The sequence below is a fragment of the Pedobacter flavus genome (assembly GCF_036324285.1).
GTDB lineage: Bacteria > Bacteroidota > Bacteroidia > Sphingobacteriales > Sphingobacteriaceae > Pedobacter > Pedobacter flavus.
The window spans coordinates 308,320-321,784 of record NZ_JAZDQU010000001.1; the positions used below are offsets into that span (position 1 = coordinate 308,320).

The following is a 13,465-nucleotide window of genomic DNA, read 5'->3' on the forward strand; positions in this document are numbered from 1 at the left end:
AATTTGCTAAGGTATAAAATTGAATTTATTATATTTCTATTTAAACATTCATGTTATTAAATACTTACACAATGTGTCAAAAAACATCTATAATTTATGTAAATTAGCTGTTTGATCAATAAAAATTAATGCCAGATATAATTCAATTATTACCAGAAAATGTTGCCAATCAGATTGCTGCAGGTGAAGTAGTTCAGCGCCCAGCATCTGCAGTGAAAGAAATGTTAGAGAATGCAATTGATTCTGGGGCTACTAAAATCCAATTAATACTAAAAGATGCAGGAAAGACGCTAATTCAAGTAATTGATAATGGTAGCGGAATGAGCCTTACAGATGCCAGAATGTGTTTCGAAAGACATGCAACATCAAAGGTTCGCAAAGCTGAAGATTTATTCGCCATAAGAACATTTGGTTTTAGAGGAGAAGCAATGGCTTCAATTGCCGCTATCGCCCAAGTAGAATTAAAAACAAGATTGCACGACGAAGAGTTAGGCACTTTAATAAGAATTGAAGGTGGAAATTTTATTGATCAAGAACCAGTAGCAACCACAGCAGGAACTTCAATTTCAGTGAAAAATTTATTTTTCAATACCCCTGCCAGAAGAAACTTCCTAAAAAGTAATTCAGCTGAAATGCGCCATATTATGGACGAATTTCAAAGAGTGGTTTTACCTAATCCTCATATTGCATTCACATTAGTTCAAGATGGATTAGAGATCTTTAGACTACCTGCCGCAACATTAAAACAACGAATTGTACACCTTTTTGGAAATAATTATAACGAGCGACTAATTCCAGTTGAAGAGGATACTACCATTTTAAAACTAAAAGGATTTATAGGGAAACCAGAATTTGCAAAAAAAACCAGAGGTGATCAATTTTTCTTTGTAAACAATAGATTTATTAAGGATGCTTACCTCAATCATGCGGTAATGAAGGCTTATCAGGATTTATTACCTGATGATAATTTTCCTTTATATGTGCTGTTTATCGATATGGATCCTGCCAATATTGATGTAAATGTGCATCCCACAAAAACAGAAATAAAATACTTAGATGAACGTTCGGTTTATGCCATCGTTCATGCTGCAATAAAAAGATCGCTCGGAAAATTTAACATAAGTCCTTCTCTAGATTTTAATCAAGAAACTGGGTTTAGTAACATGATATCGCCCAAAAAACACGAAGATATAATCCCCCCATCTATTAGTTTTAATCCAAATTTTAATCCATTTCAAACTAGTTCAGAACCAAACTATAAAAGTGGAAACAATAGTTTCACTTCTACTAGATTAAGCGGTAAAGATAATTGGTCGTCATTGTACCAAATTAATGAAGAAACAATTGTTAATCAACAAAGTATTTCTATCCCAGAACAACCTATTACTTATAATTCTGCTAAGCAGTACATGCAAATCCATAATAAATACATTATTTCTCAAATAAAATCGGGCGTAATGGTTATTGATCAACAAGGTGCTCATGAGCGTGTATTGTTCGAAAAATTCATTGAACACTTAGAAAACCAACAAGGCTCTTCTCAACAACTGCTATTCCCTCAAACTATTCATCTTAGTTCACAAGATTATGAATTAACGATGTCTATTTTGCCCGAAATATTAAACTTAGGGTTTCAAATTAGAGAATTTGGAAAAAATACATTAGTTATTGAAGGCGTTCCTGTTGATATTGGAAACAATCATATTCAACCTATTGAATTATTTGAGAAATTAATTGAAGGTTATAAAAACTCTCAGCAGGATTTAAAAATTGACAAAAGGGAAGCCCTTGCAAAATCGTTGGCCCGAAATAGTGCAATTAAAACGGGCAGTAAATTGTCATTAGAAGAAATGCATACTTTAATCGAGCAATTGTTTACTTGCAAAATGCCAAATTTCAGTGTAAACGGAAAAGCCATTATACAAACTATAACCATTCCAGAAATAGATAAAAGATTCGAAAAATAATGAATAACTATATACCACCTGTTGTAAAAAATTTGCTGATCATAAATGTGCTATTCTTCGCAGCAAAATACTTTTTGGGCAATCAAATCCCAATGAATGCATTATTTGCTGTATTCTATTTTGATTCGCCAAATTTTAATTTCTGGCAACCCATTACTTATATGTTTATGCATGGCGACTTTATGCATATTCTCTTCAATATGTTTGCACTATATAGTTTTGGTTCAATTTTAGAAAGTCAATGGGGTACTAAAAGATTCATAAATTTCTATTTAATAACCGGATTAGGTGCTTTAGGTTTACAATGGTGTGTTCAAGCATTTGAAGTCTATCAAATTGTAGGCTCAATTACTGTTCCGGACTCATTTACAACAACATCTATGGCCGATTATCAAGCCTTGAGAAATATTTATGCAGTTCCAATGGTAGGAGCTTCTGGTGCAATATTTGGATTATTAATTGCGTTTGGAATGAAATATCCTGATGAAGAGCTTTTCATCATGTTTATTCCTGTACCCGTAAAAGCAAAATATATAATGCCTGTTTATGTCTTAATTTCACTATTCCTAGGCATGGCAAATATTGAAGGTGATTCTGTTGCCCATTTTGCACATTTAGGTGGTGCTTTAATTGGGTATATAATCGTTAAAATATGGGAGAAAAAAGATAGATTTTATAATTATTATGAATAATAGTTTTATTTCAAATCTTAGGTTTTTAATAACACAACATAAACCATTATCAATATACATTGTATTAAATGTAACTATTTTTATAACGGTTGGTGTATTAGACGTTATTTCTTTTTTGTTTAAACTGCCGTTTGATATAAAAGGATTGATTTGGGAATACACTGCCTTTCCAGCTTCTATTCAAAATCAAGTTTATAAAATATATACGTTAATTACTTACCAGTTTTTTCATCGCGATTTATGGCATTTACTGGTTAATATGCTTACTATATTTTGGTTTGGTAGAGTATTTATAGATTTTTTAAAACCACGACAGTTTCATTTTGTATATCTATTTGGAGGTTTTATTGGAGCCTTATTTTATGCAATTACATTTAATCTTTTTCCAGTTTTCGAAAGTGTTGCAACAAATAGTTTATTAATTGGCGCATCGGCTTCTGTTATGGCTATCGCAGCTGCATCGGCTACTTATGTTCCAAACTATACTTTCCACTTATTGTTATTTGGAGCAGTTAGATTAAAATATTTAGTACTGTTTTTATTAATTTTCGATATCATATTATTAAATGATGGAAATGCTGGTGGAAATTTAGCACATTTAGGTGGCGCCTTGGCTGGTTTCATATTTATTAAATTACTGCAAAAAGGCAAAGATTTAAGTAAATGGACAGAGAAAAAACCTAAATTAAAAGTAGTTAAAAACTCGGCACCTAAATATAATTCACCTTATAACGAAGTTTCACAAGAAGAAATTGACAGAATATTAGAAAAAATATCGGCATCAGGTTATGAAAAATTAACCAGTGAAGAAAAACAAAAATTATTTAAAGCGAGTGGCAAAAAGTAAACATAAAAAGGCAAAATTATCGTTCTTTAAAACCTTGGTTTTAATCGTAACGATATGTTTAGGTATAGTATTATTCCTAAGCTCTTATGCTGGTATGTTTGATCCTAGGAAATTTGTTTTATTTGCTTTTATTGGCCTAGCTTATCCTTTTATTTTATTTGCCAATGTAATTGTTCTAGTGTTTTGGCTTTTAAATAAAAATTGGAAAGTATCACTTCTAATCGTTGCTTTTGTTTTTTCTGGATACCCTACCTTATTTTCAACCATTAAGTTTTGGGGTGAAGAAGGAGCTGATCTAAAGACAACCGACCACTTAAGAATTATGACTTACAATGTGCATAATTTTAAAAAATTTGGCGACAAGAATGATTTAGAAACCAAAAGAAATTTTTTAAGTGTTCTAAAAGAACAAAATCCAGATATTATTTTATTTCAAGAATTTTATACTCGTTTTAAGGGTGAATATAATTTAGTAGACAGCATAAAAGTTCAATTAAAAACACCTTATACCTATTTTAAAAGTTCAAAAGAAAACGATTATGAAGCCATGGGACTGGCTATTTTTTCTAAATATCCTTTAAAAAACAAAGATTTTATTCCTTTTGATGCTTACGGCGCAAATGGATGCTTGCTTGCTGATGTTATCATAAATAATAAAAAAATCAGGATTTTTAATTTACACCTCAAATCAATTTCTTTTGGCAATGAAGATTATCAATACCTAGATCAGGTAAAAGAAATAAACCCAGACAAACAATCATCTAAAAGAATTTATAGAGCTCTAAGGTCTGCATTTAAGAAAAGAGCGGAAAATATTGATTTATTAAAAAAAGAAATTGCAAAATGTAATACCCCTTATATTTTAGCGGGTGACTTTAACGATACACCAGCATCTTTTGCTGTAAAACAATTAACAAATAATTTAAATAATGCCTTTTTCGAAAAAGGAATAGGAATGGGCGTAACCTATAACGGTAAGTTTCCTAATTTTCAAATAGATTATATTGCTACAACCAAGGATTTACAAATTGTAAATTACAAGGTTACAAAAGCTAAATTATCTGATCATTACCCAGTAAGATCTGATATTGAAATTTTACCCTAATAAAACATAAATACACGCCGATAAAAAGATATTTCATCTATTAATGATCGGCAAATTTTATCTTTGCTATTATGAATCAAAGCTTAAAAATTTACAACACAATTTCTCGTAAAAAAGAAATCTTCGAACCTCTACATGCCCCTCTTGTTGGTATGTATGTATGTGGTCCTACTGTTTATAGTGATGTACATTTAGGCAATTGTAGAACTTTTATCTCTTTTGATGTTATTTTTAGGTATTTACAATACTGCGGCTATAAAGTTAGGTATGTCAGAAATATAACCGACGCAGGTCACCTTGAAGGAGATAGAGATGAAGGAGAAGATAAATTCGCAAAAAGAGCTAAACTAGAACAATTGGAACCTATGGAAATTGTCCAAAAATACACCATAGGTTTTAGAGATGTTATGCGTCTTTTTAATACGCTTCCCCCAAGTATTGAGCCAACTGCTACTGGCCATATTGTTGAACAAATTAATATGGTTCAAGAAATTTTAAAACAAGGTTATGCCTACGAAATTAATGGAACTGTTTACTTTGACGTAGAAAAATATAGTAAAGCCTATAATTACACGCTATTAACCAATAGAAATTTGGAAGATATGTTGGCAAATACTAGAGAGTTAGGCGGACAAGATGAAAAAAGAGGTAGGCTCGACTTTGCGTTATGGATTAAAGCAAAACCAGAACATTTAATGAAATGGACTTCTCCATGGGGAGAAGGTTTCCCTGGTTGGCATATCGAGTGTTCTGCAATGAGTTCTAAATATTTAGGTAATCAATTCGACATACATGGTGGTGGCATGGATTTAGCCGCTACACATCATACAAATGAAATAGCTCAATCTGAAGCTTGTAATCATATCCAACCTGCAAAGTATTGGATGCATACCAATATGCTTACAGTAAACGGAACTAGAATGTCTAAATCTGCAGGAAATGGTTTTTTACCGGGCGAGCTTTTCACAGGAAATCATCCTTTACTAAATAAAGGGTATAGCCCAATGACAGTGAAATTCTTCATGCTTCAAGCGCATTACAGAAGTACTTTAGATTTCAGTAACGAGGCTTTATTGGCTTCAGAAAAGGGATATAAAAAGTTGATGAATGCTATATCTAAGCTTCCAAAACTTAAACCTGCTGATTCAAGCGATTTTGATGTGGCATTATTTAAACAAAACTGTTTAAATGCTATGAACGATGACTTTAACACACCTGTTGCTGTAGCAGAATTATTTGAAGGCGTGAAAATAATTAATAGCGTTTACGATGGTAAAGCTAAATTAACTTCAAATGATATTGAATCACTATCAACATTTATTAATGAATTGGTATTCGATATTTTTGGTTTAAAAGATGAAGAAAACTCAAATGAAGATCTAAATGAGGTGATGAATATGATTATTGATTTGAGAACAAATGCAAAGATCAATAAGGATTATGCAACAACCGATAAGATTAGAATTGGGCTTCAAGAAATTGGAATTCAGCTGAGCGATGGAAAAGAAGGAACAAGTTGGAATAAAATTTAAGCTTAATGTTTAATTGTTAATTACTTTTTTAAAAAATTGCAAATGCAGTTGTTAAATTTACATAAAACTAAAACCATGATAAAAAAGATCTTAATAACCAGTACGTATTTATTTGCTTCTGTATTTTGTTTTGCACAAAAATCTGATGGAACAACAAAATCATTAGTTAATGCAGATAAAGCTTTTGCAGAAAAAGCCATAAAAAGCGGAATCAAAACTGCTTATTTAGATGTTTCAATTGAAAACACCTTGGTTTTTAGACCTAATCCGGTAAATGCGAAAACTTATTATGCTGCTCAACCTAACACAAAAAACTTAAGTTGGAAACCATCGTTCGCTAAAGTAAGTAAAAGTGGAGATTGGGGATTTACTTCTGGCGCTTATGAGATTAATGACACTAAAAAAGAATATGGCCAGTATCTATCTATTTGGAAAGCTAGAAATGGTAAATGGGAATTAGCACTTGATCTTGGAATCGAACACAATAAACCATTAATCCCAGTTAAAGAAGAGTTTATTGAGCCTAATGGTAAATACACACCTAAATTGTTTAGCACTAAAGATGCTGCAGTTGGTATGGAAATTATTTATGATACAGAAAGAACTTTAAACACTTCACTTAAATCTTTTGGTATTGCTGCTTTAGGTGGTTTTTTAAATAATGATGCAAGATTATTATTTACAGGAAACGAACCAATTATTGGAAAAACCAATATTATGTCTTTTACAGCTAATATGGTGGAAAACATCAATTTTAAAAACGTTGGTGCAAGTAAAGCAAATGGTGGAGAATTAGCCTATACTTATGGAGTAGCTACTTTCGATTATAAAGGTGGAGATTTAAGAGAGTCTTTCAATTATGTATTCATTTGGGAACGCCAAGCAGATCATAATTGGAATATCATTCTCCAAATTTATGCCCCAGCAGAAAGATAATTTAAACCAAAATATTTTAGAAGCCATCCAAAAATTTGGATGGCTTTTTTATTTTCTAAGCCTAACGCATGTTAAGGCACATTTTTTGCCCTCTTTCTATTTTAGCTTATGAAACCATCACTTATACTATCCTTTATTTTTATCTGTTTTAATTCTTATGCTCAACCCAAATTCGATGTACATGGACAAAGAGGCGCTAGAGGAATTCTACCAGAAAACACCATCCCATCAGCCATTAAAGCCATAGAGTTAGGCGTAAATACTTTATCCCTCAACGCTGTAATTAGTAAGGATAAAAAAGTGGTACTATCGCATGTTCCATATTTCAATAATGAGACAACTACCACTCCAGAAGGCAAATCTATTACGCTAAAAGAAGAGAAAAACCACAATATGTATCAAATGACCTACAGTGATATTAAAAAATATGATGTAGGTTTAAAAACACACCCTAGGTTCTTAGGTCAACAGAAAATTGCAGCATATAAACCATTATTGGAAGAATTAATAGATTCTGTAGAATGGTTTGTTAAAAAAAATAAATTATCAAAGCCATATTACAATATAGAAACTAAGATTATTCCAAATGGCGACTCAGTATTTCACCCAGATCCTGCAGAATTTGTTGAACTAATAATGGAAGTAGTAAGAAGGAAAAAAATAGAAAATAGGGTAATAATTCAGTCTTTTGATATTCGGACTTTACAATATTTACATATTAAATATCCAAAAATTAAAAGTTCATTATTGATAGATGAAAAAGAAGATTTTGAAAACAATATTAAAGCATTAGGCTTTAAACCAACAATATATAGTCCGTACGCTATTTTAGTTGGGAAAAACTTAGTGGATAAGTGCCACGCTCAAGGAATAAAAATTATACCTTGGACAGTAAATTCTGTCCAAGAGATTGTTTATTTTAAAAATCTTGGAGTAGATGGGATAATTACAGATTATCCGAACTTAATGAAACTAATAGACCCTTAATTAAGTAAAGCTAATCATTAAAACTAGCGAAACAAGAATAACGATTAAAGGTAAAACCCAAGAAACAAAATTACCTGGTTTACTAGAATGATTTGATTGTGAATGATTGTCTGCCATAATTTTAAATTATCCTCAATTTTAGCAAGAATTAAGCTAAAAATCAAGTTTTACAAAGCTTTTTTCAATTAATTTTAATTTTAATAGACATAAATTAGAAGCTAGATTTTTCATAAGTTCTTAAATCTCAATTTGAGAGACAAATTATTCAACAATAACTTTCTTATTTTCTGCGATGTTAAATCGACTTCCTATAAATTGGAGAAACAAAAAAGCTCTATTTAATTAGCTTTAAGCGTACAATTAAATAGAGCTATATATGATTATAAGCTTAATGCTTATCTATTTTTTACTATTCTTGGTCCAAAGTTTAAGTTCTTCACAAGATAAAAACTCATCATCAATTTTTATGGTCGACGTTTCTCTTCTTTTCTCAAACCATAAACTTAATGCTTTATCAATTTTTTCTTGTTGAGCATATTCTTTAAACTTAGGATAATCTTGTTCTAAGCTTGCCTTATGTGGCGGAATTTTAGACTTTAAATATAAAATCCTGTATCCAGATTTCCCATCCTGACCTGTGAAAAACACAGGTTTAGAAACATCTCCTACCTTCATTGAGTCTATTACAACAAAAATACTTGGATCTAATCGCTCCACAGGATAAAAAGTTGTTCTTGCAGTTACATTATCTGCATACAATAGCATACCACCATTAAACTTAGTTTCTTTATTATCAGAATAAGTACTCGCAGCATGGTTAAAACCAATAGTTTTATTTACTAATTTAACATATACACTATCGGCTTTAATTCTAGTTCTTTCTAAACTTGGTTGTTCATACTGAGGTTTAATTAAAATATGACGGGCATGGACTTGCTCCCCTCTCCTTTCTAAAACTTGGAGAATATGAAACCCAAACTCAGACTCAAAAACATTTGAAACCTCACCTGGTTTTAATTTAAAAGCTACAGCTGTAAATTCTTTTACCATCTGACTTCTATCAAAAAAACCTAAATCTCCACCTTCTACAGCAGAAGCTAAATCTTCAGAATAAGTTCTTGCCAAAAACGCAAAATCTTCACCATTCTTTATCCTTAATCTTAAAAGCTCAATTTTATCATGAAACTTTTGTTTTTCTTCTTTATTTAATTGAGGATAAAAAACCACTTCCCCCACTTCTACTTCAGCACCAATATCTGGCAAACTGTCTAAAGCATAAGAATCAAAATACTTTTTAACCTCTTGTGGGGTAACATTAATATTTTCAGTAATTTTTCCTTGCATTTTATTAGAAACAAGTTGTTCTTTCACATCTGTTCTAATTTCTTCTTTATACTGAAGCAACGATTTACCTAAAAATCTTTCCAAATTCTCTTGCCCACCTGCTCTTTGAACTTGCGCACGCATTCGTCTATCTAGCTCAATGTCAACTTCAGACTCCTCAACAAAAACTGAATCTATTTCAGCTTGTTGTTTTAGCAACTTTTGAGCTAGCATTTGCTGAATTATATAACATTTAATATCGGGATTAGGTGGATTCCCTTGATTTAAATACATTGTATATTGTTGATTTAAATCAGACAATAATATTGGGTTTCCCCCTATTACAGCAACAATCTTATCTACTGTGTTTTTTTGAGCTTGAACACTGAAAAACATGCAAAGTAATACACACGTTGTCCAAAAAATCTTCTTCATCCTTTTATTTATATTATTTCCAAATTTACTAAATATTTAAGCGATTAAAGCATGATAGTTTACCTTGAAAGCTTCTTCAACTCCTCTTCTACAACTACTATCTTATATTTACTCCTTAATTCCTTAATCCACTCTGTTTCTTTCTTTTCTATTAACTCAGCATCTGCTGTATTCGAGGCATACAATGGCTCCCAAATCAACTTTTCTGTAACATTAAACATCAAAACACCATCCTTATACTCATTTAGTACGAACTCCATTTCTCGCTTTCTAAATTTGTATTTCGGTTTTATGATTTTCTCAAAATTCTGTACTTCAACTATAAATGAAGAATCTAAATCCATCTTCATCTTTTTTGCTTCCAGAACTTTAAGTTTATAGTTTATGTACAAATCAAGATATTTCGACAAATTATTGTAAGTATTTGCGCCTTTATCTTTATTGTGCTTATTAAACAACCATACAAATTCTTCCGAAGAAATAGAATAATCGTTAATATATCCAACATTTTGCGCTTTTAAACCAAAAGGCAATACGAATAAGACAACAAAACAAATATTCTGAATGGTTTTTATTGGGTTCATTAATCAGCTAAAATTAATAATTTATAGCTTGTACAAAGCTAATTTAACTTAATTTAACAAAGAAATTAATGCTATTTTTGAACATGAAAGATTTGATACTTCAAGATCCTTTAAGTTTAGCTGCAATTTTCAATGAACCAATTTATGTAATTGCTGAAGATTTGCAGGAAATTTCTACAGAAACTGAATCACCAAAGCAAGAATTTACTGCTCCTGTAAAAGATGAAACTACCGTTAATAAATCTACAGAAATTGTGCTTAATTACATTGGGAAGTACGAAAAGAATATATTGATTTTAGTAAGTGACGCTTCAAATGAGGTAAGTACGGAAGATGGAAAGGTCCTATTGAAAAATATCATCAAACACCTAAATATTGGAAGCAAAGATTTTGCAATTTTAAATGTTCATAAATACACCTCTTTATCTTTTTCAGTTCTAAAAGAAAAATTAAATCCTTCAATAATTTTTTCATTCGGCATTCAGCATGAAAAAAATATCTTCCCAATAGATGCTCCAAATTATTTTAAAAATGATGGTACGGAAGTTTTTATGGGCGAATCATTGAATATTATGGCAAACGATGTTAATTTGAAAAAAGCCTTCCTATTAACTTTAAAAAATTATACCCAAAAATGAAATTAATTGTGTTTGCCTCTTCAAATGGAGGAAAAACTAAAGAAATAAAATCCCTTTTAGAAAATGAATTCCAAGTTGTTAATCTTTTAGACATTGGTTGCACAGAGGAAATTCCCGAAACTGCAGATACTTTTGAAGGTAATGCTTTACAAAAAAGCACTTATGTTTTAGAAAACTATCAACTTGATTGCTTTGCTGACGATAGTGGTCTTGAGGTAGAAGCTCTAAATGGAGAGCCAGGTGTTTATTCTGCCCGCTTTAGTGGTTCCAGAGATAATGAAAAAAATATTGAATTATTACTCTCTAAACTAAACGGAATTAACAATAGAAAAGCTCAATTTAGAACGGTAATTTCACTTCTACTTGATGGGAAAAACTATTTTTTTGAAGGTATTGTTAAAGGGGAAATTATTCCTGAAAAACGTGGAGAAGGAGGTTTTGGTTACGACCCAATATTTATTCCTGAAGGCTTCAATGAAACTTTTGCTGAATTGGATGCTTCAATAAAAAATAAGATCAGTCATAGAGCAATTGCCACTAAGAAAATGATAGAATTTTTAAAACAAAAAGAAGACAGTAAAAATTAAATTATTTTTTAGGTTTTTCTTTTACTACCAGTTTCGGTTCCAATTTCTTTCCTATAATATCCTGTTTCGATTGTGGCCTTAATTCAGGTTTCCAAATAAATCCAGTCAGGATATTCTCGCCCTTTATATTTTCTACTGGGGTTAATTTCCCTTCACTCTGGTCGCTCCATTCTATACTACTCAGCGCTTTGTCTTTAAATTCAAATCTTATTGAACCCGCAAAACTTTGATGCATGTCTTTTATTTTTCCCTTTTCACGATTAAAATAAATAGTTTCTGCATTGCCCACAACGTTTATGTTGTTTATTTCGCCTTCAATAAAATTACCTGTAATTCTACTCCCTTTTATTTGATTAAAATTAGTGGAATCTCCTTCCACATTTACAATAAATCCATTACCAAATGTTTCCGTTTTATGGAGCTTCTTGTTCCGCATCAGTAAATAAATTGTATCACCAGTCTGCTGGGAATTTTCAGCCCAAATAATTGGATTTTTATACCATCTAATAGTAGAATCGGCATCAGAATAAAATAATGAATCTGCTTTAGCTTGCAAGTTAGATTTATACACTTTAACATTTGGATATGCCACAATAATCCGTGATTTAACTGTATCCAATTTTAAACTGTCTTCTTTATTCGAAGGAGCGACTATCCCTAATTTTCCGTTGTTTGATTTACTAGTTGTTTGATTTAATGGAAGTTCATTACTTGTTTTATTCTCGATCTTCTGGAGGTTATAACTTTCCAAATTCTTTATTTCAGGATTTTTAGGATAGATAGATTTAATGCTACTTTTTAACACCATTAATGAAGACAATGTATCAGCACGGGTCCATAATGTATCTGGTATTTTTACATCATTAACTAATACAGAATCTTCGGTACTAATGCCGAAATAAGCATTTTTAGTGACCAACACTTTTTCATCCGACTTAAAATACTCTCCCAAGTCGCCTTTAAATAGGATTTTATCTTTCGTATCTCTAAAAACAATATTTTTTACAGCTCTCCCATATCCCTTTTCGCCATAATAAAACAAACTATCACCTGTTAAAGATTTGCTACCATTGGTATATAAATTATTTTTCCCGAAAACAGCATCACCGGTTTGTGTATTGTAAATACCATTTTCGGTATATAAATTATCATCCTTTCCAATAATATTGGTTGGACCATAGAAATAGGCTAAGTTTTTTAAAACATTAAACCTTAATGTATCTGATTTTATGGTACTTTGGTTAGTGACAGCAACAACATTGTACCTAAAATAGGCATCTCTAGAGTTTGCGAAATAATAACCTGTTTTAGAATTTACAGTTACATCTTTTGCGACAATTTTACCTTTATCCCAATAATTACCAACTTTAGGGGCCATTCGATAATCAAAAAACTGGGTAGTTAAAACAGCATCTCGATGTAACATTCTTACATTCTGAGAAAGATGTGCAATTTTATTATTGCCATCATAAGTTAATCTTTCGGAATAAATATTTACACTATCTGCCTGATTAATATGAACTTTCCCAAATGCTTCAAAGTAATTCTTTTCTCCACCATAAAACACAGCACTATCACAGGTTAAAATGGCATTATCGTGCCTAAAAATAGGTTTTCTCAAAAATGCAGCTTCGCTATTTTGAATATAATTTATCTTTTCAGCACCTTCTAGAATAATTACCGTCTTCTTTTGAGAAGCTGCAATTAGAGGGAAAAACAAGCAAGAAATGAATATAATTAATTTATACACCTTACAAAGTTAGTGGATTAAAATGCAATTTCATTGATTTTCATAAAACAAAACAATCTGTTTACAGATTTAACAGTTTAAT

12 protein-coding genes are annotated in these 13,465 nt (G+C 31.1%); 9 read left to right on the forward strand and 3 right to left on the reverse strand.

Annotated features, from left to right (window positions below; translation table 11 throughout):
• Positions 1-128: 128 nt before the first annotated feature.
• The 7 genes from mutL (at position 129) to VRU49_RS01445 (ending at position 8,066) form a co-directional block, all read left to right on the forward strand.
• Complete coding sequence (mutL, locus tag VRU49_RS01415; protein ID WP_330144983.1) at positions 129-1,967, forward strand: DNA mismatch repair endonuclease MutL; 1,839 nt, start codon at positions 129-131, stop codon at positions 1,965-1,967.
• On the forward strand, positions 1,967-2,659 hold the full coding sequence (locus tag VRU49_RS01420) for a rhomboid family intramembrane serine protease (RefSeq protein ID WP_330144984.1): 693 nt from the start codon (positions 1,967-1,969) through the stop codon (positions 2,657-2,659). Before mutL ends, VRU49_RS01420 begins: the two co-directional genes overlap by 1 nt.
• Positions 2,652-3,506 (forward strand): rhomboid family intramembrane serine protease, encoded by an 855-nt coding sequence (locus VRU49_RS01425; protein ID WP_330144985.1) that lies wholly within the window; start codon positions 2,652-2,654, stop codon positions 3,504-3,506. Before VRU49_RS01420 ends, VRU49_RS01425 begins: the two co-directional genes overlap by 8 nt.
• Complete coding sequence (locus VRU49_RS01430) at positions 3,493-4,611, forward strand: endonuclease/exonuclease/phosphatase family protein (RefSeq protein WP_330144986.1); 1,119 nt, start codon at positions 3,493-3,495, stop codon at positions 4,609-4,611. Before VRU49_RS01425 ends, VRU49_RS01430 begins: the two co-directional genes overlap by 14 nt.
• Before the next feature lie 71 nt (positions 4,612-4,682).
• On the forward strand, positions 4,683-6,143 hold the full coding sequence (cysS, locus tag VRU49_RS01435; protein ID WP_330144987.1) for a cysteine--tRNA ligase: 1,461 nt from the start codon (positions 4,683-4,685) through the stop codon (positions 6,141-6,143).
• 75 nt (positions 6,144-6,218) lie between these two features.
• Positions 6,219-7,079: a nuclear transport factor 2 family protein gene (locus VRU49_RS01440; protein WP_330144988.1), complete on the forward strand. Its 861-nt coding sequence runs from the start codon at positions 6,219-6,221 to the stop codon at positions 7,077-7,079.
• 108 nt (positions 7,080-7,187) lie between these two features.
• Complete coding sequence (locus tag VRU49_RS01445) at positions 7,188-8,066, forward strand: glycerophosphodiester phosphodiesterase family protein (protein ID WP_330144989.1); 879 nt, start codon at positions 7,188-7,190, stop codon at positions 8,064-8,066.
• 399 nt (positions 8,067-8,465) lie between these two features.
• Here the strand turns inward: VRU49_RS01445 and VRU49_RS01450 are convergent, their stop codons facing one another.
• Together VRU49_RS01450 and VRU49_RS01455 are read right to left on the reverse strand one after the other, a co-directional pair.
• Entirely contained in the window at positions 8,466-9,824 is a 1,359-nt protein-coding gene (locus tag VRU49_RS01450) for a peptidylprolyl isomerase (RefSeq protein WP_330144990.1), read from the reverse strand.
• Positions 9,825-9,883: 59 nt separating this feature from the next.
• Complete coding sequence (locus tag VRU49_RS01455; RefSeq protein ID WP_330144991.1) at positions 9,884-10,408, reverse strand: hypothetical protein; 525 nt, start codon at positions 10,406-10,408, stop codon at positions 9,884-9,886.
• Positions 10,409-10,491: 83 nt separating this feature from the next.
• On the opposite strand from VRU49_RS01455, the gene VRU49_RS01460 reads away from it, so the two are divergent.
• Together VRU49_RS01460 and VRU49_RS01465 are read left to right on the forward strand one after the other, a co-directional pair.
• On the forward strand, positions 10,492-11,046 hold the full coding sequence (locus tag VRU49_RS01460; RefSeq protein ID WP_330144992.1) for a hypothetical protein: 555 nt from the start codon (positions 10,492-10,494) through the stop codon (positions 11,044-11,046).
• The gene (locus VRU49_RS01465) at positions 11,043-11,633 is read left to right on the forward strand and encodes a non-canonical purine NTP diphosphatase (RefSeq protein ID WP_330144993.1); all 591 of its coding nucleotides are present in this window, start codon (positions 11,043-11,045) and stop codon (positions 11,631-11,633) included. Before VRU49_RS01460 ends, VRU49_RS01465 begins: the two co-directional genes overlap by 4 nt.
• A 1-nt stretch (position 11,634) precedes the next feature.
• Here VRU49_RS01465 and VRU49_RS01470 read toward each other — a convergent pair whose 3' ends face one another.
• Positions 11,635-13,383, reverse strand: coding sequence for an OstA-like protein (locus VRU49_RS01470; protein WP_330144994.1), 1,749 nt, complete (start codon positions 13,381-13,383; stop codon positions 11,635-11,637).
• Positions 13,384-13,465: the final 82 nt, after the last annotated feature.